The organism is Maridesulfovibrio frigidus DSM 17176 (assembly GCF_000711735.1).
Classification (GTDB): Bacteria; Desulfobacterota; Desulfovibrionia; order Desulfovibrionales; family Desulfovibrionaceae; genus Maridesulfovibrio; species Maridesulfovibrio frigidus.
Genome location: NZ_JONL01000006.1, coordinates 62,634 through 86,887, shown reverse-complemented (window position 1 = coordinate 86,887; position 24,254 = coordinate 62,634). Strand labels below are relative to the sequence as shown.

General features: G+C 41.3%; 24 protein-coding genes. 11 read left to right on the top strand and 13 right to left on the bottom strand.

Annotated elements, in window-relative coordinates:
* Positions 1–47 precede the first annotated feature (47 nt).
* The 8 genes from glgP to BR06_RS0112435 all read left to right on the top strand — a co-directional run bounded on the left by glgP (position 48) and on the right by BR06_RS0112435 (position 11,667).
* Positions 48–2,615, top strand: coding sequence for an alpha-glucan family phosphorylase (gene glgP / locus BR06_RS0112470; protein WP_031483538.1), 2,568 nt, complete (start codon positions 48–50; stop codon positions 2,613–2,615).
* A gap of 57 nt (positions 2,616–2,672) precedes the next feature.
* A complete protein-coding gene (locus BR06_RS0112465) occupies positions 2,673–3,365 on the top strand; it encodes a thermonuclease family protein (protein ID WP_235727726.1) in 693 nt (230 codons plus the stop codon).
* Positions 3,366–3,451: 86 nt separating this feature from the next.
* Positions 3,452–4,585 (top strand): glutamate synthase-related protein, encoded by a 1,134-nt coding sequence (locus BR06_RS19820; protein WP_051677088.1) that lies wholly within the window; start codon positions 3,452–3,454, stop codon positions 4,583–4,585.
* 9 nt (positions 4,586–4,594) lie between these two features.
* Complete coding sequence (locus tag BR06_RS20755; RefSeq protein WP_084154138.1) at positions 4,595–5,911, top strand: 4Fe-4S dicluster domain-containing protein; 1,317 nt, start codon at positions 4,595–4,597, stop codon at positions 5,909–5,911.
* Positions 5,912–6,284: 373 nt separating this feature from the next.
* The gene (gene yajC / locus BR06_RS0112450; RefSeq protein WP_031483530.1) at positions 6,285–6,626 is read left to right on the top strand and encodes a preprotein translocase subunit YajC; all 342 of its coding nucleotides are present in this window, start codon (positions 6,285–6,287) and stop codon (positions 6,624–6,626) included.
* Between the two features lie 128 nt (positions 6,627–6,754).
* Positions 6,755–8,356 (top strand): protein translocase subunit SecD, encoded by a 1,602-nt coding sequence (gene secD / locus BR06_RS0112445; protein WP_031483528.1) that lies wholly within the window; start codon positions 6,755–6,757, stop codon positions 8,354–8,356.
* 13 nt (positions 8,357–8,369) lie between these two features.
* Positions 8,370–9,449, top strand: a complete 1,080-nt coding sequence (gene secF / locus BR06_RS0112440; RefSeq protein ID WP_031483527.1) for a protein translocase subunit SecF — start codon at positions 8,370–8,372, stop codon at positions 9,447–9,449.
* Between the two features lie 490 nt (positions 9,450–9,939).
* Positions 9,940–11,667 (top strand): aldehyde ferredoxin oxidoreductase family protein, encoded by a 1,728-nt coding sequence (locus BR06_RS0112435; protein ID WP_031483525.1) that lies wholly within the window; start codon positions 9,940–9,942, stop codon positions 11,665–11,667.
* Positions 11,668–11,746: 79 nt separating this feature from the next.
* Here BR06_RS0112435 and BR06_RS20955 read toward each other — a convergent pair whose 3' ends face one another.
* The 9 genes from BR06_RS20955 to BR06_RS0112395 all read right to left on the bottom strand — a co-directional run bounded on the left by BR06_RS20955 (position 11,747) and on the right by BR06_RS0112395 (position 19,051).
* Entirely contained in the window at positions 11,747–11,860 is a 114-nt protein-coding gene (locus BR06_RS20955; RefSeq protein WP_084154136.1) for an adenine nucleotide alpha hydrolase family protein, read from the bottom strand.
* A 181-nt stretch (positions 11,861–12,041) separates the two neighbouring features.
* Positions 12,042–13,016 (bottom strand): 4Fe-4S binding protein, encoded by a 975-nt coding sequence (locus BR06_RS0112430; protein WP_031483523.1) that lies wholly within the window; start codon positions 13,014–13,016, stop codon positions 12,042–12,044.
* A gap of 24 nt (positions 13,017–13,040) precedes the next feature.
* Entirely contained in the window at positions 13,041–13,916 is an 876-nt protein-coding gene (rfbD, locus tag BR06_RS0112425) for a dTDP-4-dehydrorhamnose reductase (RefSeq protein ID WP_031483521.1), read from the bottom strand.
* Positions 13,913–14,935 carry a dTDP-glucose 4,6-dehydratase gene (gene rfbB, locus BR06_RS0112420; protein WP_031483519.1) on the bottom strand — a complete coding sequence of 341 codons (1,023 nt, stop codon included), beginning with the start codon at positions 14,933–14,935 and terminating at the stop codon, positions 13,913–13,915. The genes rfbD and rfbB overlap by 4 nt, the downstream gene beginning before the upstream one ends.
* Before the next feature lie 151 nt (positions 14,936–15,086).
* Positions 15,087–15,554 (bottom strand): tRNA (cytidine(34)-2'-O)-methyltransferase, encoded by a 468-nt coding sequence (locus BR06_RS0112415; protein ID WP_031483517.1) that lies wholly within the window; start codon positions 15,552–15,554, stop codon positions 15,087–15,089.
* 466 nt (positions 15,555–16,020) lie between these two features.
* Positions 16,021–16,401, bottom strand: a complete 381-nt coding sequence (locus BR06_RS0112410; RefSeq protein ID WP_031483515.1) for a RidA family protein — start codon at positions 16,399–16,401, stop codon at positions 16,021–16,023.
* On the bottom strand, positions 16,401–17,402 hold the full coding sequence (locus tag BR06_RS0112405; protein WP_031483513.1) for a hypothetical protein: 1,002 nt from the start codon (positions 17,400–17,402) through the stop codon (positions 16,401–16,403). The genes BR06_RS0112410 and BR06_RS0112405 overlap by 1 nt, the downstream gene beginning before the upstream one ends.
* Before the next feature lie 85 nt (positions 17,403–17,487).
* Positions 17,488–17,841 carry an STAS domain-containing protein gene (locus BR06_RS0112400; protein ID WP_031483512.1) on the bottom strand — a complete coding sequence of 118 codons (354 nt, stop codon included), beginning with the start codon at positions 17,839–17,841 and terminating at the stop codon, positions 17,488–17,490.
* 70 nt (positions 17,842–17,911) lie between these two features.
* On the bottom strand, positions 17,912–19,051 hold the full coding sequence (locus BR06_RS0112395) for a histidine kinase dimerization/phosphoacceptor domain -containing protein (protein ID WP_031483510.1): 1,140 nt from the start codon (positions 19,049–19,051) through the stop codon (positions 17,912–17,914).
* A 216-nt stretch (positions 19,052–19,267) separates the two neighbouring features.
* On the opposite strand from BR06_RS0112395, the gene BR06_RS0112390 reads away from it, so the two are divergent.
* Positions 19,268–19,960: a hypothetical protein gene (locus BR06_RS0112390; protein WP_031483509.1), complete on the top strand. Its 693-nt coding sequence runs from the start codon at positions 19,268–19,270 to the stop codon at positions 19,958–19,960.
* Positions 19,957–20,238: a hypothetical protein gene (locus BR06_RS0112385; protein WP_235727725.1), complete on the top strand. Its 282-nt coding sequence runs from the start codon at positions 19,957–19,959 to the stop codon at positions 20,236–20,238. The genes BR06_RS0112390 and BR06_RS0112385 overlap by 4 nt, the downstream gene beginning before the upstream one ends.
* Before the next feature lie 131 nt (positions 20,239–20,369).
* Here the strand turns inward: BR06_RS0112385 and BR06_RS0112380 are convergent, their stop codons facing one another.
* From BR06_RS0112380 to BR06_RS20535, 4 genes are all read right to left on the bottom strand, one after another.
* Complete coding sequence (locus tag BR06_RS0112380) at positions 20,370–21,101, bottom strand: amino acid ABC transporter ATP-binding protein (protein WP_031483507.1); 732 nt, start codon at positions 21,099–21,101, stop codon at positions 20,370–20,372.
* Positions 21,101–22,114 (bottom strand): amino acid ABC transporter permease, encoded by a 1,014-nt coding sequence (locus BR06_RS0112375; RefSeq protein WP_031483506.1) that lies wholly within the window; start codon positions 22,112–22,114, stop codon positions 21,101–21,103. The genes BR06_RS0112380 and BR06_RS0112375 overlap by 1 nt, the downstream gene beginning before the upstream one ends.
* 89 nt (positions 22,115–22,203) lie before the next feature.
* On the bottom strand, positions 22,204–23,022 hold the full coding sequence (locus tag BR06_RS0112370) for a transporter substrate-binding domain-containing protein (protein WP_031483505.1): 819 nt from the start codon (positions 23,020–23,022) through the stop codon (positions 22,204–22,206).
* A gap of 62 nt (positions 23,023–23,084) precedes the next feature.
* Entirely contained in the window at positions 23,085–23,252 is a 168-nt protein-coding gene (locus tag BR06_RS20535; RefSeq protein ID WP_169738243.1) for a hypothetical protein, read from the bottom strand.
* A gap of 190 nt (positions 23,253–23,442) precedes the next feature.
* Between BR06_RS20535 and BR06_RS0112360 the strand changes: the two genes are divergently transcribed.
* Entirely contained in the window at positions 23,443–24,213 is a 771-nt protein-coding gene (locus BR06_RS0112360; RefSeq protein ID WP_031483503.1) for a basic amino acid ABC transporter substrate-binding protein, read from the top strand.
* The last annotated feature ends 41 nt before the right edge of the window (positions 24,214–24,254 follow it).

Below are 24,254 nucleotides of genomic sequence, written 5' to 3'. Positions count from 1 at the left end.
GTTATTTTCTGCCTCGTCAAATTAGTATAGTTGTTAAGGAGATAAGCATGCAACCGCTTAGAGTATATAGTGTTGTTCCCCGTCTGCCCAAAAAATTAGATGCACTTTGGGATCTTGCGTATAATTTTTTATTTGTATGGAACAATGATATTTCCAGTATTTTTTCATCTATAGATCATAGTTTGTGGCGGGATTGTCAGCAAAATCCGGTTGCTTTTCTAAATAATCTACCGCAGCAGCAACTTGAAGAGCTTGCAACGGATGATTTTTTTATTCAACGGCTCAATGAGGCTGTTAGGGTTCAGAAGAAGTACTTAGCAAGGGAAAGTTGCTCGTATCAGTTTGAAGGGGCTACTAAGGGTGAGCCTGTCGTGGCTTATTTCAGCCTTGAATACGGTATTGGTCTTAGCCTACCTATTTATTCTGGTGGACTTGGAATTCTGGCTGGTGATCACCTTAAATCTTCTAGTGATTTAAATATTCCTCTGGTCGGAATAGGTATTTGTTACCAGCATGGTTATTTTCGTCAGTATATGACTCAGGACGGCTGGCAGCAGGAACGTTACCCAAGCCATGATTTCGAAGAAATGCCCATTAAAGCGGCTAAAGATGAAAACGGGGAAGATGTTAAGTTCAGCCTTGATATGAAAGGCGAAACTTTGCATGTGAAAGTTTGGAAGGCTGTCGCCGGGCGAGTAACCTTATATCTTCTTGATACGAATATTACTGAAAATAGCCCTCACTTCAAGGCTATCACTGCGCGCCTTTATGGCGGCGACCTTGAAATGAGATTGTGGCAGGAAATTTTACTTGGCGTTGGTGGAGTTAAAGCTATTGCTGCACTTGGACTTGAGCCAAGCGTTATTCATATGAATGAAGGTCATTCTGCTTTTGCGGGACTTGAGCGCATTAGAGTGTTCATGACTGACCATAATTTATCATTTGAAGCGGCTATGGAAATGGTTGCATCTTCAAGTATCTTTACAACACATACTCCTGTGCCTGCTGGTAATGATCGTTTTCCAGCTGATTTAATGCGCCCTTACTTCGAGCCTTATGCTCAGACCATGGGACTTGCTTTTAAAGTATTTCTGGCTCTTGGCAGGGAAGATCCCCGTGATGATACCGAACAATTCTGTATGACTGTTCTTGCTCTGAAACTTTCACGTTTTAATAACGGAGTTTCGAAGTTACACGGGCATGTTTCAAGGAATATGTGGCAGAAAGTATGGCCTCAGTATCCTGTTGAAGATGTTCCCATCGGGGCTATCACCAATGGTGTGCATATGCCTACTTGGGTTGCAAATGATATTTCTCTCCTTTTCGATCGTTATTTAGGCCCGAACTGGCGTGAGGACCCTGATTGCGTTCGTACATGGAATCAAATCGACAATATTCCTGATGCAGAACTTTGGCGGACGCATGAAAGGCTTAGAGAACGTCTGGTGGATTTTGTCCGCAAAAGACTTCGTAAGCAGTTGCTGAATATCGGTGCCCGCAGAAAAGAGATTGAGCTCGCTGATGAGGTGCTTGACCCAAGAGCATTGACCATCGGGTTTGCCCGCAGGTTTGCGACTTACAAGAGAGCTGGGCTGCTGCTTAGGGACAAGGAAAGATTAATCAAACTTATTTCTGATACTAGACATCCGGTGCAGTTTATTTTTGCCGGCAAGGCGCATCCTAAAGATAACGAAGGTAAGAAGCTTATTCAGGATCTTATCCAGCTCTGCCGCCGTGAAGAATGCCGCATGAGCATGGTCTTTCTTGAAGATTACGATATGAAAATGGCGAACTATTTGGTTCAGGGTTGTGATGTATGGCTGAATACACCGAGACGTCCTCTTGAAGCTTGCGGTACCAGCGGCATGAAAGCCATGGCAAATGGTGTGCTTCAGTTCAGTACTCCTGACGGATGGTGGGATGAAGCGTATTTGGCAGATAACAGTCTTGGCTGGGCAATCGGAAGAGGCGAAGATTATAATGATCACGATTATCAGGATTTTGTAGAAAGCCAGACTCTTTATAAAGTTCTAGAAAATGACATTATTCCTGACTTTTATGACCGTGGTCATGGAAGCTTGCCTAGAAGCTGGGTTAATAAGGTTAAAGCGGCTCTGAGAGTACTCGGACCTGAATTCAATGCTAACCGTATGGTTGAAGATTATACTGAAAAAGCTTATTTACCAGCTTTCAATAATTACCAGACCATGTCTAAATCCGATTTTAAGGGCGCGAAAGATCTTGCTGCCTGGAGAATGGAACTTATGACCAAATGGTCCAGCCTCAAGATTAGAAATATTGTTTCCGAAGCACGTTGTGATGTTTATGTTCAGGAACCTATTATTGTTAGCGCTGAGGTTTTCCTCAACGGGTTAGAAACTAAAGATGTGCAAGTTGAAATATATGCCGGGCCGATTAGTCAGGACAGGGCATTTGTAAGTCGTCAAACAGTTAAAATGACTCCTGAAAAAGAGATGGGCATAGGCTGGCATCTTTATCGGGGAGAAGTTCTGCCTAGCGAGGCCGGAAGATTCGGTTACACCGTAAGAATTCTTCCTCATCATGAATTGCTTCTTGATCCTCATTCACTTGGACTTATTTATTGGGCTCAATAATATTCTACACCACGCTCGAAAGTGGTTTTTGCAGTAGTTTAAAAATAAGGATTTGATGTGTTGAAAAGTTTTTATACTAATGAAATTAAAAACGGAGCCTTTAAAGGCTCCGTTTTGTTTTTTTGTGTCGCAATAGCGCTTTGTTTTATATCTGCCAGCAACAGCTACGCTTTCGAAGGAAAGGTTAAATATGTTGTAGATGGAGATACCTTTGTTCTTCAGAGCGGAGAAAAAGTCAGGCTTGCTTCCATAGATACGCCGGAAGTCGGGCGAAATGGCAAAGTTGATCAATATTATGCGAAAGAAGCTACTGATCTGCTCAGTGAATTGATATTGAATAAAGTGGTAACTGTTACGCCTGTTAAAGGTAAAAAAGAAAGTTACGGAAGAGTTGTTGGTTGGGTTTATCTGGGTAAGTCCTTTATCAATAAGGAAATGGTTTCGAAAGGGGCGGCATTTTATTACTACCATCCCCATAATGATGCAGGGAAACAGGATTTATTGTTAGAGGCTCAAATAATCGCAATGTCTTCCGCTAAAGGTTTTTGGACGAAAATATCCGCTATGGAAGACTTTAATATTAAGTGGGTTGGTAATTTAAGAAGCCGCAGGTGCTTCCGCGAAGGTAGTAATTTCTCCGTTACTGTGATGAGTAGAAACAGGGTGCATTTCAGTAATCTTGGTGAGGCTTTCATGGCTGGATACACCCCCGCAAGAGCTACCAAATTTTGGCCTGAAGTTAAAAAGTAATAAGCGACTGGGCGAATCGACTAACTACAATAGATAGAATATTCAGTTAAAATTTACGAGTTGTTGCTTTTCGCAAGAGGTTCATTTTGCTTTTCCAAAAAATAGCTGACACTTACCATGAATTCGCGATTCTGCGTGATGTAAATTCGTGCATCGATTGCGATGTATGTATTGGGCAGTGTACATATAATGTCCACTTTCGCGATACCGTCCGTAGTTGCGTTACTTCTGATAATAGTATGTGTGTAGGTTGTCTGCGTTGCTCTGCTTTGTGCCCTACAGGCGCGCTTTCCATACGCTTTAATGATTTTTGCAATGGATCTAACGGTGCTAGTCAGTCCGCTTTATTACGTAATATTTATACTCAAGCTGAAACTGGCGAGCAACAGTCTTGCGCTGGTCAAGAGCGTTCAGTTCTGCCCGTTTATTGGGATAAGCTGATGCTTGTTGCAGGTGTTGCAGAAGATCATTTAAATGCAATCACACCTGAATTTTTGTTAAACAAACCTCTTTTGCTCGATATAATACCATCTATTTCAATTAATCCTAATCTGCGCACAGCCATGAAAATTGCGGCTGATAAGCTGAATCTTGCTGAGATTCGCGATAATGAAATTTATGCCGATGACGGTTCATGTGAATACGTTAGAATTGCTGCTACTTATAATGTTGCAAAGCTTGCCTTAGAAGCAATAAGCGGAGGGGCAAAAGTAATTGTTATTGATGGCACGTCGGGCGGATATGGTCCTTATAGTCGCAATGACAGCCAGCTAATGCCAATTGAATTAGCGATTGGAGTAGTGGACAGGACATTGCGTGCCGAGGGGATGCGTGAGGATATTTTGGTCATAGCTGCGAGCGGAATCAGGTGCAGTTCTGATATCATTAAAGCTCTGGCTTTAGGCGCAGATGGAGTTTCTATCGCAGCGGCAATGATGATTGCTGCCGGATGCTCGTTGTGCGGGAGCTGTAATACTGGAAAATGTCCATGGGGCATCGCCACCGTTGAATCAAATCTCTGCAAAAGACAAAACCCCGAACTTGCTGCTGAGCAGATGATTAATTTGGTGAATGCATGGAATCAGGAGATTGATGAAATGCTCGAATGTCTGGAGACTGCTTCTCTTTTAGATGTGCGCGGTAATAAAGATAAACTTAGAGCTGTAGGGTTATCAGAAACTGAGATGAAAATTCTCGGTATTGAACATGCAGGACTATAGAGTACAGTTATGAAACGAATATTTCCGGATAAAGAATATTGCATTGGTTGCAAACTCTGCGAACTTGCGTGTCTTGCAGTTCATTCCAAAAGCAAAGATTTGATAACCGCTTATAAAGAAGAGCGTGTTAGAGGTCTTGCTCCGGCCATACATGTGATCGAAAAAGGTGAGACCTGTGTCGCCGTTAGTTGTAGGCACTGCGTAGAACCTGCGTGTGCGGATGTGTGTAAGGCTGGTGCCTTGTCAAAAGATGCTGCCACAGGAATTGTTCACTACAATGCTGCTCAGTGTATAGGGTGTTGGTCGTGCTTGGCAGCATGTCCGTATGACTCAATCAAGCGAAATAAACTTTTGAATAAGATTATTAAATGCGATCTGTGTTCTGGCCGTGAAGATGGGCCTGCCTGCGTAAGCGCGTGTCCGAATCGTTCTCTTAAATATGAAGAGCGTTCTATCATATATCATAGGGCTGAGAAATCTGAAATTTCATTTGAACTCAGTGATGGCTGCGGACCGTCTCTTGGGACTGAGGCTGTAATACTTCACGGCGCTGAAGATGTTGGAGCACTTTGCTGCTCTGAGCTGTGCTTTACTGCGGCGCTTCTAGCTATTTCCAAAAATTTAAAGAGGGCAGTGGTTGTCGGTAGTGGGCATTGCGGATTAAAAGCTGCGGAAAGCTTTTATGAGTCAGGTGTAGAAGTTGCTATTATTGAAGAAGCTCCGCACATACTTCCGCAAAATTCGGACGGTCAGGCTGCATCTTTAATTTCTCGTAGAATTAAGGATGCCGGACTGATGATTAAGCTCGGCACCATGGTTAATGATGTTGTTCGTGATGATGACGGACGAGTGAAAGGAGTGTTATTGTCGGACAGATCATTTCTGGAAGCCGGCGCAGTTGTTTTTGCTAACGGAGTTACTCCAGATGATTGTGTTGCTGGGAATTTTGCGAGTAAATCCAGTGAAGGAAATGCGCAGACAGATTCTATTGCTCTCAGTTCAATCTCTTTTTGCGGATTAGCGATGGTTTCAGCGGGCATTCTTGGTCCTGAACTTGATTTGGCTGATGATGATGTTGAATATGATTCGTACTTTTATTGTAATGAAGTAAAGCAAATTTTGCGCAAGCTTGTTTTTAAAGATCAATTGCTGGTGGGTTATATTTTGGTTGGGGATATTGAGTCTTGCGGTATATTAACTTCTTTTATTCAATTTAAATTAAAAGTTGATGCTGAGTTACAAAAGCAGCTATGTAGCGGTAGGCCTAATTTGCTTATGTGGCCGGATAAATTTTTTGATAAAAAGTGGAATCCAGAAAAAAGCTAGATAACACACAAAAAAACCTTTACACCGTATTACGAACCACTTAGGCAAGGGCAAGCTTTACGGCTTGTTTGCTATTTACGTTAGCGCCGATGTCGGTTATCGAAGTACTTGTTCATGTTTAATAAAATATGGATTAGCGGGCGTTGATCGTAACTTCCGGAATTGCTGATGTTTATGTTTAGAAATAGAAAGTTTTACTTGTTGGGGTGTTTTCTGTTAAACAGAGACTCGTAAAAAGTGAAAGTTTTTATTTATTTAAGTTGAGGAAATCGGTGTCAGTGCTGGTCGCTTTCACCGCTCTTACGGGAGCATGTACGTTCCCGCGTAATAGGCGGATTATTTATTTAGTTCACAGTCTTTTCAGGAGGACATAATGTTTTTTGATGATATCGCACACGCGATGGGTTCTTTGGGTGGTGCAGACGGCCAAGCTGGTCCTGCTGGTGCTCTAGGTTCCTTTCTGCCTCTCATTCTCATGTTTGCTATTTTTTATTTCTTGCTCATTAGACCACAGCAGAAAAAAGCTAAGCAGCATAAAGAATTGCTTGCTGGGCTCAAGAAGGGTGACAGAATCCTTACTGGTGGTGGACTTTATGGCAGAATCGTTGCTGTTGATGGCGATGAACTCTCCGTTGAACTTGCTGAAGGCTTTCAGGTAAAAGTTGACAGAGGCTACGTTGCTGGAATGGCTGACACTGCTAACGCAAAGAAATAAGGTTAATTAATCTTATTTCATATGTCGCCTTACTAAGGGCAAGTCACTTTAACCGGATTCGTTCGGTGGTGCTTGCCTTTTTAAGTGCGTCGTAACATTTCCTAGTTGATTTTATAAAGGGAGAGGAGATGAACGGGAGTCTTCGTTGGAGAATTGCTCTGACCTTGATAGTGGTCGCGCTTGGAGTTGCTTATCTCCTGCCATCATTGCCAGCGGTTCAGAATTCGGCCATGGCTCGTTTCCTGCCGAACGACAAAATCAGTTTAGGCCTTGACCTTAAGGGCGGAATCCATCTTACACTTGGTGTAGATATGGATAAAGCTATGGATAATACCCTTGTTCGCCTTGGTGATGACGTTAAAGTCGTTGCTAGAGAAAAAGGGATTATTGTTCTGAAACCTAAAGTCATCAATGGTCAACAAATTGAAGCTGTTTTGCTCAAGAAAGAGCAGCAGGAAGAACTGAATTCTTTAATTACAAAAGATTTCAATAATTTGAGTGTCGTCAGCACATCTGTGAAACCTGACGGTAAAGTCACTTACATCTTTGCTCCAACCTCGGAATTTAAGAAGTATCTAACTAAGCTCACAATGGATCAGGCCATTAAGACCATCCGCAACCGTATTGACCAGTTCGGTGTTGCAGAGCCTGACATTCGCAAGCAGCAGGGCAATCGTATTCAGATTCAGTTGCCCGGTATGCAGGATCCTGAAAGAGCTATCAATATCATCGGTAAAACAGCACATCTTGAATTCAAGCTTGTTGATGATCTCGCTGATCTTGAAAAAGCAAAGAAAGGTATAGTTGCTCCTGGACGTGAAATTACCGTTATCAGACACATGTTGCCTGATGGTTCTTACGTTGAGAAGCCTATTGTACTCAGAAAAGAAGCTTTGCTTACTGGTGAATTTATTAATGACGCACAGACTCGTTTTGACCAGTTCAATCAGCCTTACGTAACTCTCAACTTTAATAGTAGAGGCGCAAGAATTTTTGAACGTATCACAGGTGAGAACGTAAAAAAACGCATGGCTATCGTTCTTGACGGCAAGGTTTACTCTGCGCCGACTATTCAGGACCGCATCAGCGGTGGTAAAGCTAGTATTACTGGTTCTTACTCTACCGATGAAGCACAGGATTTAGCTATCGTACTCAGAGCCGGATCACTTCCTGCTCCTGTGACTATTTTGGAACAAAGAACTGTCGGACCTTCTCTTGGACAGGAGTCTATTGATAAGGGCATAACAGCTGCTGTTGTAGGTAGTATTCTCGTGCTTGTTTTCATGCTCGTATACTACAGCTTTGCAGGGCTTGTTGCAGACATCGTTCTTGTTCTTAACGTTATCCTGATTTTAGCTGGACTAGCTGCTTTCGGAGCTACTCTGACACTTCCGGGTATCGCGGGTATCATTCTTACTATCGGTATGGCTGTTGATGCTAACGTCATCATCTTTGAGCGCATACGTGAGGAATTGAGAAGAGGGCTTACTGCAAAAGCTGCAATCGTTGAAGGTTACAGCAGAGCGACCCTTACTATTCTTGATGCAAACATCACGACTGTGATCGCAGCTGTTATTCTTTACCAATTCGGTACCGGGCCGATTCGGGGATTTGCGGTAACACTTACTCTTGGTATTCTTACCTCGATGTTCACTGCAATTTTTGTCACCCGCATCTTGTTCGATCTTTATACCTCCAAGCGCGCAGCTGATGCTCCGCTTAGTATTTAGGGAGAGTGAATAAATGGGATTGCAAATAATAAAACCCGATACTCATATTGATTTTATCGGATTCAAACGTAAAGCATTCATTATCTCCGCTATTCTTATCCTGCTTGGACTAGGCTCTCTCGTCGTAAAGGGCGGACCTAAGTACGGTATTGATTTTGCTGGTGGTATTGTGGTTCAGGTTAAGTTTGATAAGCTTGTTCCTGTCAAAGAAGTTAAAAACATCCTTAAGGGTACAGAGCTTCCTGGGCTGACAGTTCAGAGCTTTGGACATCTTGATGATAATGAAATTCTTATCAGAACATCTACTTCTAAAGTTACTTCTGCGGATATCAGGGCAAGAGTTAATAAAGAATTCACTGATAATCTTAAAGATACTAAGTTCGAAATTCAGCGCCTTGAAATGGTTGGTCCAAAAGTTGGAGCTGACCTGAGAACTAAGGCTATTGAAGCTCTCTATTTTGCGGTTCTACTTATCGCAATTTACATTTCAGGACGTTTTGAAAAACGCTGGTTTGCAGCAGCTCTTATGGCTGGTGGACTCTTCGGCGGTATCAGCATCCTGGAATTTGCAGGGCTTCCGACCTCATTACTCATCTTTGCTGCACTGATAATCACAGTGGGGCTATGCTGGTACTTGAAGCTGAATTATGCTCTGGGAGCCATTGTAGCTCTGATTCACGATGTACTCATAACTGTTGGTATCTTTTCTTTACTCGGAAAAGATTTCGATTTGACCATCATTGCAGCATTGCTGACAATCATCGGTTACTCGCTTAATGATACCATCATTGTTTTTGACCGTATTCGTGAAAATATTTTTGGCAAAGCGGGTGAAGACTTCGCTGATACCATTAATATCAGTATTAACCAGACACTCAGTAGAACAATCCTGACTTCAGGCACAACCCTGCTTGTTGTTATCGCTTTGTTTGTGCTTGGCGGCGGAGTTATTCATGACTTTGCTCTTGCACTCCTGATCGGTGTTGGTGTTGGTACTTACTCTTCAATCTTTGTTGCTAGTCCGATTCTTCTTGGAGTTGGAGCTGGTAAATTAGAAGATGATGAAGAAACAGTTGGGGCAGGAGCTGCATAGCAGTTTACTACTCAGATTTAGGATTTACTAAGCGGGGATGGTTGAAAAACCATCTCCGCTTTTTTTTGTGCAAAATATTTAATAACTATTGATTAGATTAAAATAATTATCTTTTAATTATATAAATTAAAAATAATGTTGCATTGCAACTTTATTTTATAGTTTTGTAACTGAGTGTTGTAGCTTTGTAACTGTTGATGTTATTATTGTATTATGAATTACATGGTTAGTAATTTAACTTAATAGTCTCTCAAGGCTTGTGCGTTAGTATGTAGTGTTCAATTAATATTGTGAATATATTGTTTTACTGTAGTTAAATTGCTTATTATGTCTAATTTGATACAATAAAATGTAGTTGTGTCTCAAATGATATAATTTAATTGTTTTGACAAAAATTGGTATGCAGTTATGATTATGACGCTTGTTAATTAATTTACTGTTTCATTAGTAGAAGGTTGTTTGGAATTTAACTTTAATTTAAGGGGATAACATGCCCAGAATCCTTAGAATCAATACTCGCACTAAAGAATTTAAATTTGAAGAGCTTGGCGAATTCGCTGGCCTTGGTGGTCGCGCTCTTACTTCTCAGCTCGTAAACAAAGAAGTTCCTGCTGATTGTCATCCACTTTCAGCATCTAACAAACTTGTATTTGCCGCAGGAGTTCTAGCTAATTCCGGTGCTGCAAACTCAGGTAGACTTTCATGTGGAGCTAAGTCACCTCTTACCGGCGGAATCAAAGAAAGTAATACTGGTGGCCAGTTTGCTCAGGCTCTACCTAAACTTGATATTCTCGCGATTGTTTTTGAAGACAAACCAGCTCAGGATGCAGAACTTTCAATTATTGAAATTTATGCTGACAAAGTTGAGTTTAAGTCTGCAGCAACAATAGCTGGTAAAGATAACTACCCTGCACATGAAGAACTTAAGAAAGTTTACGGCGAAAAAGTTGTAACTGCTCTTGCTGGTCCTGCTGGCGAACAGTGTCTTCTAGCTTCAACTATTCAGTTCTCTGACCCTCATCTAAATCCAGCTCGTTCAGCCGGACGTGGTGGTATGGGTGCTGTTATGGGTTCTAAAAGAATCAAGGCTGTAGTTATTGATCCTGCAGCTTCTGGACGCGGCGCTCCTGCTGATCCTGAAAAGTTCAAGGTTGCTCGTAAGCGCTGGACTGAAATTCTTCTTGGTCACCCTGTGACAGGCGAAGGACTTCCAGCTTACGGAACTTCTGTTCTTGTTAATATCATTAACGAAGCAGGCGCTCTACCAACTAAAAATTTCCGTACTGGACGTTTTGACGATGTTGCTGAAATTTCTGGTGAAAAGATTGCTGAGGTTATTGAATCTCGCAATGGTAAAACTAAAGAAGGTTGTCATACCGGTTGTGTTATTCAATGTTCACAGCGTTACAACGATAAAAATGGTGATTACCTAACTTCTGGTTTCGAATATGAAACAGTATGGGGCTTCGGCGCTAACTGTTTGGTTAAAGATATCGATGTCATTGCTACTATGGACCGTACTTGTGACGAAAAGGGTATTGATACAATCGAAATGGGTTGTACCTTGGGTGTTGCAATGGATGGCGGCATTATCGAATGGGGTGACGGCGAAGCAGCTCTTGCTCTTCTAAAAAAGATCGGTTCTGCTGATCCTATGGGTCGCATTATCGGTAACGGAACTGTCTTTGCTGGAAAAGCATTCGGTGTTGACCGTATTCCTACTGTCAAAAGCCAGGGACTGCCAGCTTACGATCCTCGCTCAGTAAAGGGTATTGGCGTAACTTACGCAACAACCCCAATGGGCGCTGACCATACTGCTGGTTACGCTGTCGCAACAAACATCCTCAAGATCGGTGGAGATGTTGATCCTCTTACTAAAGAAGGTCAGATCGAGCTTTCCAAGAACCTCCAGATTGCTACCGCATCGATCGATGCATTGGGACTCTGTCTCTTCGTAGCATTTGCAGTTCTTGATACTGAAGACGCTGTTCAGTGTATCTGTGACCTCGTTGCATCTACATACGGTATTGAATACACAGCTGATGACTTCATCGCTCTTGGTGTGAACACACTTAAGAACGAACTTGAATTCAATGCTAACGCTGGATTCACCAAATACGACGATCAGCTTCCTCGCTTCTTCAGCGAAGAAACTCTCGCTCCTCACGACACAATCTGGGATTACTCAGTAGAAGAACTTCAGGCTGCTAAAGTTTAAAGTTCTCCTAGCCTCAGGATATTAAAAAGCCCCTCAGAGAAATTCTCTGAGGGGCTTTTATTGTTTTAATAGAATGAATCTATGGAACTATTTGTACGGGTAAAGGTGAGTTTTTGATGACTTTAGCTGTCACACTGCCGATGGACGCCGATGTCCCACCTCGTTTCTCAAGTCCGAGACCGTGGCTAGACATAACAATTAAAATTTATTCGCAAATTCAAGAATAGTCTCAACTGGGTCGCCATGTGCCAATCTGATAACAATTTCTGGGCAGCTTTTCAGTTTATTATCAAATAAAATCTTTAGATTATTTGGCTTATACATCTATTAAGGCGGATGTCAGTGTTTATGGAATAAATATCATATGGACCGCTTTATAGATTCAGATAGTAATTGCGGAGCATTTCAACTGGCATTGGTGAGTTCCAATGATTGGTGAATACTGCTGCTGCGTAGTAGAGCAGAAGTATAAAAACGGTTCCAATAGCTATTGTCATCCATGGAAGTCTTTTGCGACTCAGTCTATCAGACAGGGTCAAACAGTCATCTACGGGGCAACTGTCGATGCATTGGATGCATCCTACGCATTCAGCGGAGTTTACAGTTTCCTTAATCTCAACTTGAATTCCACCTGGGCAAGCTTTCGTACATTTCCCGCAATTGATACAAAGGTCATCGTCACGCTTAATCGCAACTGGCGAGGCTTTTGAAATAATTCCAAGTAAAGCTCCGTAGGGACACAAGAAGCGGCACCAGAAGTATGGAATAAAGATAGATAGAATCACGATTGCTGCGATTACCATGGCGGCAATCGAGCTTAGATTGCTGAAAAAATGGAGCATCTTAGCTTCGGCCGTGAAATTGTATCCTGAATGAATGAATGCGTTCACATCTTTTACGCTCATTTTAACAAAAACTGCGTAAACAAAGAAAGTCATTGCAATATATTTGGGAATGAGAAAGGCAAATTCGATCTTGCCTTTGACGGTGATAGTGCGCTTAGTCTTAAGTCCGATACGATTCAGTATATTACTAATGAATCCGACAGGGCAGAGATAGCCACAGAATCCTTTTCGAAGGAGTAGTGACATAACGATCACAGCTATGAAAATTGTCAGCCCCGCGGGGTGAACCTCGTCATAGATACCTTCGGTTATCAGTCTTTTGAATGAAAGCAGGGCGCTTATAGGCAGGAATCCTTCAACTGCTCCGGGTTTGGTCATAGCAACATCCGAGTTGCCGATCATAAACTCGTAGAAAAGGTAGAACCTGTAACCAACCCAAACACAGAATAAAGTCATTAAGCACTGAATAGAATTTCTCAGTGTAGCAGGGGATATTTTTAGCATGAGGTGTCGTAAGGTCTCTGTTTTTTATTGTTCTTCGATGTCGTTGTAAATGTAATCCCGGAGTGCCTGAACCCACGGCCTAGGAGTGATGCCAGTAATTTTAATGAATTTTTCGGTATCTAGGACTGAGTAGCTAGGGCGATAAGCTTTTGTCGGGTATGAACTAGTGGGCACTGGATTTACAAGGCAGTTTACGCCTGCGCAATTAATAGCCTCTGCTGCAAGCTCACACCAACTTGCTTTACCTGAATTTACTACATTAAATATGCCGGTTGCTTCTGCAATTAGGAGCTGTGCGGTGTATTCTGCAAGATCAGGCGTGTAAGTAGGAGATCCATTCTGGTCGTGGACAATGTTCAGACAATCTCTTTCTTGCGCAAAATTAAGAATCTTATGTACAAAGTTTGTTTTATTAGGTCCAAATAACCACGCCGTGCGTATTATAAGGATATTTTCGTATCCTAATTTTATCAATTGGGATTCTCCAGCTAGCTTTGTCTCGCCGTAAACAGATTTTGGATTGGTTTTATCTTCCTCTGTGTATGGAGAGTCTTTTTTCCCGTCAAAAACAAAGTCTGTGCTGAAATGAATTAATTTCGAATTATGTTTTTTGGCAAGTCGAGCAAGAATTACAGGGAAAGTTGTATTAAGCAGATGAGCCTTCTTTTCTTCATCTTCGGCCTGATCTACCATGGTGTAAGCAATAGTATTTACTATGAAGTCAGGCTCCTCTCTTTCTAAAAGAGCGGTAAGCGATTCTTCATTTAGCGGGTCAAAGTCGTTTCGAGACAGCGGGATAGTTACGGCTCCGTGGCTGCGTAGAACCTCGGTTAAACTTTGCCCTAAAAGTCCTGTACGCCCGCCGAGCACTACGGCCTTTTTGCCTTTAAGTTCTATCATTTTCGGTCTCCATACCATTCGTTCATGAATTCGCGATAGGCTCCACTGCGGACATCTTCAAGCCACTGCCCGTTATCTTGATACCATTTTATGGTCTTTTTTATGCCCTGTTCGAAAGTTACGCTTGGGGCGAAACCCAGCTCTTTTTCGGCTACAGCATAATCCATAGCATATCTTTGATCATGCCCCGGCCTGTCTGTGACGTAAGTTATCAAGGACTCGTCCTTGCCTAGTATTGCGAGAAGTTCATGAACTAGTTCCAGATTGGTCTTTTCAGCCGCTCCGCCGAAGTTATAAGCTCTCCCAGGCTGTCCTTTAAGAAGAGTTAACTCGACACCCGTGCAGTGGTCATCAACGTAAATCCAGTCACGGATATTGCTTCCATCTCCGTAAATAGGGAGCTGCTCTCCGGTTATTACTTTTGTGTACATAAGCGGGATGAGTTTTTCCGGAAACTGATACGGACCATAGTTGTTTGAACATCTGGTTATGGAAACTGGAAAATTGTATGTTTCAAAATAAGCTCGTGCCATAAGATCAGCACTGGCTTTTGATGCAGAGTAGGGGCTATTTGGCTCTAATGGATTGTTTTCTGTAAATGCGGGGTCATTCATGCCGAGAGAGCCATAGACTTCATCGGTAGAGACATGAACAAATTTTTCAATGCCTGCCTGCCTGGCGCATTCCATGAGATTTTGTGCACCGCAAATATTCGTAGTCAGGAAGGGAGCAGGATCGTTAATTGACCTGTCCACATGTGATTCTGCAGCGAAGTTTACTACGGCCTCAATTTTGTGCTCTTCCAGAGTATTGGATACGAACTCTTTGTCGCAGATATCTCCGTGAACGAAGCTGTAATTAGCGGCATTGTTGTTTTCGATTGATAGGAGGTTTTTTCTGTTGCCGGCATATGTTAACTTGTCGAGATTTATAATCTCCCAGTCCGGGTGGCGTTCCTGCATAAGATAAACGAAATTGGTTCCGATAAAACCGCAACCGCCAGTAACAAGAAGTCTCATATAGTCTCCATCCTGATTTTTATTTTGATCGACAATATAACCCTTGCACTCATGTTGTGCAAGAAGTCTGGATGACCAAAAGTAAGCAAAACTAAGTCCCTCAATAATTAGATATTTTGAGGGATTTTACTTGTTTGTTCTGTAGTGGCTTTTATTCAAAGAGTGAGTCGTTGTTAAGTGATGCCAGAGCTTGATATAATATGATTCCGGCCGAGGTAGAAAGGTTCAAGCTTCTTATTTTTTTATTTGTGGGAATGTTTATGGCGTCTGTAATGTCGTCAAACATCCATTCCGGTAACCCTCTGGTTTCCGGGCCGAAAACAATATGATCGCCGGGTTCAAATTCAAATTTAAACAATACTGTTCCACGTTTGGCGCTGGTGGTGATCAATCTGCCAGCTTCTCTATTGTCTTGAAATTCTTGCCAGTTTTTCCATACGAAAAGCTTCACGTTTGGCCAGTAGTCAAGGCCAGCGCGTTTTAAATGCTTATCCGAGATTGAAAAGCCTAGTGGTTCGATTAGATGTAGTGCTGTATCTGTGCCTGCACAGAGTCTTGCAATGTTACCCGTATTGGGCGGAATTTCAGGTTCAAAAAGAACTATACTGAAAGGGTTCATAAAACTTCTCCTCCTTTCTGGAAAGGAATCGTTATCAAGAGAAGTGGCTGAGGGCAATCTTTGTTTGTAGTATAATCGTGGAAAAGGGATTTGCAGGAAGTATGATTTAGAAAAAAGTAAAAGAAAAAGTCCAAAATAATCGCGGGAGGGAGGTGGAATCGCTTATGTATAATTTCTTTTTTAAGCTGTTCGGTTCCACTGATGCCTGCACTCGCCTATCAATTTAGACATTTTCTTTTAATGTTCAGCTGCTTGAAGGAAGACTTTTTTTAAATGGCGTTAGCCTTATTTTTTTTTGTTTTTTTAATCTTCGCTTATTTGCAGCTGAGCTGTTGAATTAAGTATTGCATTAAGAGTGCCACTTTTAAGTAAAGTTACTTAAGGTGCTGAAATAAAAAGACCTCTTTATCTGCACGGTTATTGAGCGCAGATAAAGAGGCAAAAAGTGCCGGAAAAATGACTAGTGTTAAATCGCAGCTGTGCACTTAATTTCGACAATGCCGCCTTTGGGCAGAGCGCTGACTTCAATAGCTGCCCGTGCCGGCTTGTGGTCAGTGAAGTATTCAGAATAGACTTCGTTTAATGTTGCGAAGCCGCCCATGTCAGTCAAAAAAATGTCCACAGCGATAACTTTGTTTAGCGAGCTTCCGCATGCTTCGAGTATAGCTTTCATGTTTTCGAGGGCCTGTCTGGTCTGCGCTTCCAACTCTTCTGATACGAACTCTCCCGTTTTGGGAGAAAGGCCGAGCTGACCGCTTACGTAAGCCTGTCCGTTGTAAACCGTTGCTTGAGAGTAAGGACCGATAGCAGAAGGAGCTTTGTCAGTATTAATTGTTTTTACGCTCATTACTTTTCCTTTTTAGGATTAAAGTTTTTGGGAACACTCCATAAATATTTATCACAAAATGTTTCGGGTAAAATTTTGGTAACTTGAACAAGGATGGCAACTAAGACAATTGCTAACGCCAACCTTCCCCATAGTAATCCCGACACATGCCCACCTATCATCATAAGTAGAAAAGTGTCTTCTACCACGCTATGGCACAGGCCCATCAATGTTAGTGAATAGAATACGTCTTTTTTGTCTATTTTACCAGATTTAGTCTCGTGAATGATCATCCCGCCACCATAGGAAAGGCCCATAGTGAGGCCCACCACGGTCAGGGCGGAAGCCTTAGGTCCAATACCCATCATTTTGAGTAAGGGGCGTAGCACAAAATCCATAGCGGCAATGATTCTTAATTTTGTAAGTATTTTCATAACGATCAAAAGTCCTAAGATCATCAAGAAAATAGAGAAAAAGTTTTTAAGCTCGCCTAAACCCCATGTCAGGAGAGTTTTATCCGTTACTGCGGAATCTGGTGTCAGAATTATGTGCGCAGGAGTTTGTAAAAGGTCATAGTGACTATAGATAAAGTTAAGGATGATGCCTATGAGTAGGGCGCCTGAGAATCTGGCTATAGCTTGGAATATAATCCGTGGGCCTGAGCTTTGCACAACGCGCAGTTCAACGGGCATAGAGTGTGCTACGAGGATCATTGTGCCGATAACTGTGGCTTGCGCCGCCGTGAGCGGGGAATCTTTAGCTAGGCTGAGAAATACGATGAGTGCACTGTATATATTGTTAAACATCGCGGTTGCCCACACAATGCCCATTTCAGCTGGCAATCCTACCAGCTTCATTAGTGGAGCAAGCGGAGTAGCTAGGTAGCCAATCATGTCCAGTTCTTGAAGTATTTTAACAACAATAACGATCGGGATCATTATTTTGAAAAGATCCCATGAAATACGAACCGCATTCTTGAGAATATCGTAACTAGCTTTCTTAATAGAAGATAATTTATTCATTATTTCACGGTGGGTAGGAGGTAATCAAAAAAAGAAACTGGGCATACTTATTTAAAGTACACCCAGTTAAAGAAATGATCTGATACTAAGAAAGAATCTGCTGTTTCAAACCTTCAACAGCTTCATCTTCTGTTTCATAAAGGGAAAAGACTTTGTGCAATGCCGCAATATCAATGATTTTCTTTACTCTATCACTGAGGTTAAACATAGCGATGCAGCCTTTTTCTTTCATGAGTTTGTTGCGCAGAGTAATCAGAGTTCCGATTCCCATACTATCCATGAAATCAACTTTAGCCATATCAAGAGCTATATTGAAATTTTTATTCTCAAAGAGAGGAGCTGTCTGTCTCTGAAAATCATGGCTTACAACATGGTTAAGTTCCGGTGAATCAAGTTTTACGATCGTTATTTCATCTACATGCTTAAATTTAAGTTCCATTTTTATTCCTCGTAATTATGTGGTTCTAATAAAAGGATCACTTGCCGAAATCTACACCGCCTTTCAAGTTCTAGCAAGCATCAGTTTTACTGGGGAAAATTACTTGGAATGAAGATCCTTTTTTCCTGTCTTTATTAATAATAACTTCTCCGCAAAGTTGCTCTGCGAGAGTTTCGACAAGAGTCATACCCAGTGTATTAGTATTCCCTATTTTGAAATCATTAGGCAACCCTATGCCATTATCTGAAACTGTCAGGCAATTATTATCACCATCGTCTGACATGGAAACGTATAGCGTTCCTTCACTTTTTTCAGGGAAAGCATGCCTGAGAGAATTTGAAAGTAGCTCATTAATAATAAGGCCACACGGAATAGCTTTATCAATGCCTAAGTGAATATCCTCAATGTTAAATGAGGGTTTAATTTTATCGTCTATGGTATATGAACGTAGTAGGAAATCCATTAAAGTGCGTGCGTATTCACGCATATCAATTCGTGAAAGATCTTCGGATCTATACAGTCTCTCGTGAAGCATAGACATTGAGCGGACCCTGTGCTGGCAGTCTCGCAAAAGGTTACTAGCCTTTACATCATCGGTGTAGCCGCTTTGAAGGCTTAGCAAGCTGGAAATAATTTGAAGGTTGTTTTTTACTCTATGATGTATTTCTTTGAGCATTACCTCTTTTTCTGTGAGTGAAGCTCGGACTAGTTTTTCAGAAGTTTTGCGTGCTGATATTTCTTCTGAAAGAATAAGGTTAGTCCTTTCCAGTTCTTCAGTGCGTTCTCTAATTTTAATTTCTAGTTCTTGCTTATATTTTTCATTCTCGACAAGTAATCTGGATCTTTCAAAAGTTCTTACTATAGAAGACTCGAGATCAGAGAGGTCTGTGATAGGCTTTGGAATATAGTCCCACGCACCAAGCCTGACCGTTGCAACAACGTCGTCAAAGGAACCTGTTCCGGATACCACTATAACAGGAGATTGCGGTGCTTCCTTTCCAAGTGTCTTTAAAACAGCAAGGCCATCCATTTCCGGCATTCTTAAGTCTAAAAGAACAACGTCTGGATTTTGTTGTCTAAAAATATCGAGCCCTTCTGAGCCGTTTGAAGCTTGAAGAACCTTATACCCACTGTCTTCAAGAAAATGTGCGATGGAGAGCCTTACTCCTTCATCATCATCAATTGTAAGTACTGTAGGGGTATCTTGCATTCTATTTGTTCCGTTTTAAGTTAAAAATTTTGCGATGATTAACATATTAATTGGTATTCGAAAAGGGTAGCAGGGTGAGTTTGTAATCTTACATTCGGTTTTTATTGAGAACTTGTTTCTTTTGAGTTTGCTAATATTGCTGAATTTTTTTAGTATGAAGTAAGAAAAGTCCGCGAGGAACACGATATTAAATGGCTTTTTTGGAGGTTTTTTAAGTTGAATGAGGTCAGAATTCTTCTCGTCTGTATGGAAGGAGCTAGTCTGAACGCATATATTAAGGAACTAGACAGCCTTGGTGTTGCTTATGATGTTGTTCCTTCTTTTGGTGATACCTACAAACATAAGAAGACCAAATATAATGGATTCCTTTTTGATGTTGCTACTGTCGTCAGGGCAAAGCCCAAAGAGAAAATAGAGGCCAATCGTTTTGTGGAGCGTTTTCCGGTTTTACGGATTAATTACCTTCTTTCTGGAAATGTTATTCGCGGAATACCTATAGGTCAATTTTCCGGTGAAAGTAATGAGTTGGTTTACTTTATTACTCATGTTTGTGCTAATTTTCCTGCTAGGTCATTGCGAGGAAGCAAAAGCTCTTCACGGGTTTTGAATGTCCTATTACGCAGGGAGTTGGGGCCGGACAAGATCCGTATTGAAAAAAGTGTTACTTTTGATATTTCTGAAGAAGGAGGCTTTTTCTTCTCTGTTAAGAGATGGGAGGAGGGAGAACCCCTTTCGGTTGTTGTTAAAGAGTTGGCTGACATGACCCCGATATTATCTGTTGTTCAAAGAGTTCAGATATGGGGGAAGACGGATAAAATTCCTGGAATTGAGGTTAAGTTTTTAACGATGACTGAAGCTCAAGCCGATCAAATAGAAGAATTATTGTTGTTTAATAAGGATATAAAATGAGCGAATTGCAGACAGATAAAAGTTTTGAAAGGTGGCTTGAATGTATGGCGCGCGGCATACTTGTTGGCGGTTCTCTCGGAGCAATTGCCGGGTGGTTCCTTATGGATATACAGCGTTCTTTGCTACTCGGAATGCTAATCGGTTGTCTTGCCGGTGTGACAATGAAGAATGTTAAAGATAGTAAAGACCGGGAGGCTGAATTAAATCCTAAAACTGAATCCAAATTAAATTCAGAGTCTGAGGATAAGTCCAAATCAAAAGAGAAATCTAAAAAATAGTGTTCGAAGGTTTATTTATTGATAACCTGAATTTAGATGTTTTATTATAATTAGTGGAACAGACTAAAACTTAAAAAGCCGCTTTGTTTAAAACAAAGCGGCTTTTTAAGTTTTTATTATATGCTTGAGGGTTATAAAATCTGGCTTAGGAATGCTTTTGTCCTGTCAGACTCTGGATTCGTGAAAAAGTGTTCCGGAGTTCCTTTCTCCAGAATCATTCCATGATCCATGAAGAGCACTTCGTCTGCTACTTCACGTGCAAATCCCATTTCGTGAGTTACGACCACCATGGTCATGCCTTCTTTGGCAACAGCTTTCATTACATCTAGAACTTCCCCGATCATTTCAGGGTCAAGTGCAGATGTTGGCTCATCAAAAAGCAGCACTTTTGGCTCCATTGCAAGTGAGCGGGCAATAGCAACTCTTTGCTGTTGTCCACCTGAAAGTTGAGCCGGGTAGGTTCCCGCCTTGTCGTGAATGCCTACTTTTTTGAGTAAAAGCATGGCTCTTTCCACCGCATCTTTTTTTGAGCGATTCCGCACGACTGTTTGTGCTATTGTTAAATTTTCAAGCACTGTCTTGTGAGGAAACAGGTTAAATGATTGGAACACCATTCCTACTTCTTCACGGATTTTATTGATATTGGTTTTTGGGGAAAGGATATCCACACCATCAATATAGATATGTCCTGAATCAGCAAATTCAAGCCTGTTAAGACAGCGCAGGAAGGTGCTTTTTCCGGAACCGGAAGGTCCTATCACAACAACAACTTCCCCCTGATTAACTGTATGGGAGACATCTGAAAGAGCCTGCACTTCGTGCGTAACGAAGAATGTTTTGTATATATTTTGTACTTCTATCATTATCTTTGCACCATTCTTTTTTCTAGATACTGAACAAACATTGAGAACGTGAAAGTAAGGATCAGGTAAAGGATAGCACAAAGAAACCATAGCTCGAAAGGCTGTAAGCTTACAGATACAGCTTCACGGGTTGCTTTGGTCAGCTCTCTGATTGCAATTACTCCAAGTAGTGAGGAGTCCTTGATCATGCTGATAAATTGTCCAGCGAGAGGTGGAAGAATTCTTCTGAATGCCTGTGGAATTATGATATGCCGCATTGCATTAAAGTTTGACATTCCAAGCGATCTTGCCGCTTCCATTTGCCCCCGGTTAACAGATTGAATACCTGCACGAACGATTTCTGCAACATAGGCTCCTGCAAAAATCGCGAGGGAAGCAATACCGAACCATAGTGGTGGAACTTGAGAAATATCATATTTAGAAAGGATACTGTTTATTAACGTTCCCAGCACAAAATACCAAATGAAAATCTGGACGAGAAGCGGCGAACCTCGAATGAGCTCAATATAGGTGATTGCAGTCATTCGTAGTGCTGGATTAGCTGAGATCCTAGCAAGTCCGGTGAGAAGACCTATCCCGATTCCAAAGAAAATTGAAATGGCACTGACTTTTAGGGTGACAATAAGCCCTTCCAGAATAATCCCCATGGTCCATTCTTTTTCGGAGCCGAGTACATCCCCTACAAATATGGAATCTCCCTCGTACACCTCAAGGTCGCTAAACGGTATTTCGTATTGCTCAGATTCGTTATTTTCTCCTGTAATTATGATAAGAGCATTTTCTCCACTCTTTTTAATGGAAGAAATTGAACCATCAAGATTAGAGGTTACATTGATATCTTTTTCATAATAAAAATAGTTTGGAATACGCTCCCAGCGCCAAACGTAGTCAACTTGGTTAGTTGCCCACCCAAGAGCCGCGAGAGTCGCAAACAAGCCTATATAAAATACAGTCTTCCAAAAAATATCGTAGCTGCGCCCTTTGCCAGGAGTTCTTAAGTAAGGTCCACTCATAGTATATTAAGCCGTATGAAATATGTTGTGGTAAAACTAAAAAAAGGGGGCGATTCACCGCCCCCTGGAATAGTTGAGTCTGTACTGTCTTACTGAAGGTTTTTACGCCAATCTGTGCTCATGAACCATTTAGCGTAGAACTTTTCGTAACGACCGTCATTTTTGATCTGAATGAGGAAGTTATTGAGGAAGTTAATGAAGTCAGGATCACCTTTGCGGATACCGAAAGCGAGAGGCTCGTAGGTGAAAGGCTTATCAAGGAAGAATAATTTGCCTTTGCCCTGTTCAGCCATGAAGATAGCATTGAAAGGGAGGTCATATACCATTGCATCTGCTTTTCCGTTAAGAACTTCAAGAGCTGCATCGGATTCAGTTTCGAAAGATTTATATTTAGCTTTAGGAAGAAGACGTTTTACGGACTGTTCGCCAGTTGTACCAAGCTTGGATACAATTGTGTACTCGGGGGTGTTAAGATCTTTGTAGGATTTAACTTTTCCTTCGAGCTTTTTGCTAACGAGAGCTGTCTGTCCCACAACGAAGAATGGATTAGCAAAGTTTATCTGTAGATTACGTTTTGCATTAACGGTCATCCCAGAAGCGATGATGTCAATTTTATTAGTAAGGAGAGCTGGGATTATTCCGTCGAAGGACATATTAACTGGTACGAATTTGACGCCCATGTCTTTAGCCATTTCACGCATGATATCCATTTCAAATCCAATAAATCTACCGTTTTTATCAGTCATTTCAAAGGGCATGTAGCCAGAATCAAGACCAGCGCGGATTTCGCCTCTTTTAAGGATAGAGTTGAGTGTGGATTTTTTTGCCAGATCAATGTCTGAAGCATTTGCGCTGAAAGCAAACCCGAGTACCATTACCAGAGCTAACATTAGATAAACTTTTTTCATAGATTCTCCCCTTTAATTACAGCAATTGTTAAAATTTAAAATAATATCAGCCGCAAGACTGATCAACCATATTTACCTTCAGTTAGAATTTCTTTAATGACCATTTCAACCTTACAGTAAGGGCAGGTCGGCATGGATTCTTTTGGGAAATAGACAATGCTAGTTTCCCTACATTTGGGACAGATAACTTCAACAGCTTCTTGTCTAACTTCTTTAGCTTTCTTTTTCATGAAAATTGCCCCCTATTAATGAATTAGCAATTTAACTGCTTTACATTTTTAATTCAACATATGTTTGATGTCTGTTATTAATTATATTTGAAACAACACGATATTTGACTGATGTGATTGACATGGTTTGTAAATTGTATAAATTCACGTATGTATTTTGCGCGTTTTAACAAATTTTGGAGGGAAAATTATGTTTAAAAAGATTATTGTTCTTTTGATGCTTTCAATGCTCGTTGCTGTTTCTGCTCAGGCTGAACTGAAAGTTAATAGCGAAGGTAAGCCTATTATCAAGGTTGCTTCAGACTGCACATGGCCCCCAATGGAGTTTATCAATAAAGATAAACAGTTGGTTGGATTTTCTGTAGACCTTATGAAAGCTGCCGCTGAAGCTGGCGGTTATGTTGTTGAAATCAAAAACGTTGCTTGGGATGGTATTTTTGCTGGCCTTGCAGCAGGCAAATACGATTGCATCACTTCTTCTGTTTCAATCAATGATAAACGTAAGAAGGCAATGGACTTTTCTTCTCCTTACTTTGAAGTAACACAGGCTGTTGTTACCAATAAAGATTCTAATGCAAAGACTTTGGCTGATTTCAAAGGCATGAAGGTCGGAGCTCAGATCGGAACAACTGGTTACTTTGCTGTTAAAAAAACTGATGATGTTATCGCAAAATCATACGATGAAGTTGGTCTTGCTATGGAAGATCTCTACAATGGACGCCTTGTAGCCGTTGTTTGTGATAATCCTGTTGCAGCTGACTTTGCTTTGCAGCAGGCTGAATACTCCAAGAGAATGAAGATTGCTTTCACAGTGAAAAGTGATACCACTGAATTTTATGGTGTTGCAATCCGTAAAGGAAACACAGAAGTGCTTGAGCTAATCAACAAAGGTTTAGCTGCTGTTGTTAAAGACGGAACATATGATAAAATTAACGCTAAATGGTTCGGAACTGCTAAATAGGTTCTAACTATCAAGCCTCATTTATTTAATGTAGGGTTGGG

Excerpts from the sequence above, each read along its gene's own strand:
- BR06_RS0112405 (WP_031483513.1), bottom strand. The coding sequence starts at position 17,402 with ATGAATAAATTATCTTCTATTAAGAAAGCTAGTTACGATATTCTCAAG.
- BR06_RS0112395 (WP_031483510.1), bottom strand. The coding sequence starts at position 19,051 with ATGCAAGATACCCCTACAGTACTTACAATTGATGATGATGAAGGAGTA.
- secF (WP_031483527.1), top strand. The coding sequence starts at position 8,370 with ATGGGATTGCAAATAATAAAACCCGATACTCATATTGATTTTATCGGA.
- glgP (WP_031483538.1), top strand. The coding sequence starts at position 48 with ATGCAACCGCTTAGAGTATATAGTGTTGTTCCCCGTCTGCCCAAAAAA.
- BR06_RS0112375 (WP_031483506.1), bottom strand. The coding sequence starts at position 22,114 with ATGAGTGGACCTTACTTAAGAACTCCTGGCAAAGGGCGCAGCTACGAT.
- BR06_RS20535 (WP_169738243.1), bottom strand. The coding sequence starts at position 23,252 with ATGAAAAAGAAAGCTAAAGAAGTTAGACAAGAAGCTGTTGAAGTTATC.
- rfbB (WP_031483519.1), bottom strand. The coding sequence starts at position 14,935 with ATGAGACTTCTTGTTACTGGCGGTTGCGGTTTTATCGGAACCAATTTC.
- BR06_RS0112380 (WP_031483507.1), bottom strand. The coding sequence starts at position 21,101 with ATGATAGAAGTACAAAATATATACAAAACATTCTTCGTTACGCACGAA.
- BR06_RS0112370 (WP_031483505.1), bottom strand. The coding sequence starts at position 23,022 with ATGAAAAAAGTTTATCTAATGTTAGCTCTGGTAATGGTACTCGGGTTT.
- BR06_RS0112430 (WP_031483523.1), bottom strand. The coding sequence starts at position 13,016 with ATGCTAAAAATATCCCCTGCTACACTGAGAAATTCTATTCAGTGCTTA.
- rfbD (WP_031483521.1), bottom strand. The coding sequence starts at position 13,916 with ATGATAGAACTTAAAGGCAAAAAGGCCGTAGTGCTCGGCGGGCGTACA.
- secD (WP_031483528.1), top strand. The coding sequence starts at position 6,755 with ATGAACGGGAGTCTTCGTTGGAGAATTGCTCTGACCTTGATAGTGGTC.
- BR06_RS0112435 (WP_031483525.1), top strand. The coding sequence starts at position 9,940 with ATGCCCAGAATCCTTAGAATCAATACTCGCACTAAAGAATTTAAATTT.
- BR06_RS20755 (WP_084154138.1), top strand. The coding sequence starts at position 4,595 with ATGAAACGAATATTTCCGGATAAAGAATATTGCATTGGTTGCAAACTC.
- BR06_RS0112360 (WP_031483503.1), top strand. The coding sequence starts at position 23,443 with ATGTTTAAAAAGATTATTGTTCTTTTGATGCTTTCAATGCTCGTTGCT.
- BR06_RS20955 (WP_084154136.1), bottom strand. The coding sequence starts at position 11,860 with ATGTCTAGCCACGGTCTCGGACTTGAGAAACGAGGTGGGACATCGGCG.
- BR06_RS0112400 (WP_031483512.1), bottom strand. The coding sequence starts at position 17,841 with ATGGAACTTAAATTTAAGCATGTAGATGAAATAACGATCGTAAAACTT.
- yajC (WP_031483530.1), top strand. The coding sequence starts at position 6,285 with ATGTTTTTTGATGATATCGCACACGCGATGGGTTCTTTGGGTGGTGCA.
- BR06_RS0112410 (WP_031483515.1), bottom strand. The coding sequence starts at position 16,401 with ATGAGCGTAAAAACAATTAATACTGACAAAGCTCCTTCTGCTATCGGT.
- BR06_RS0112385 (WP_235727725.1), top strand. The coding sequence starts at position 19,957 with ATGAGCGAATTGCAGACAGATAAAAGTTTTGAAAGGTGGCTTGAATGT.
- BR06_RS0112415 (WP_031483517.1), bottom strand. The coding sequence starts at position 15,554 with ATGAACCCTTTCAGTATAGTTCTTTTTGAACCTGAAATTCCGCCCAAT.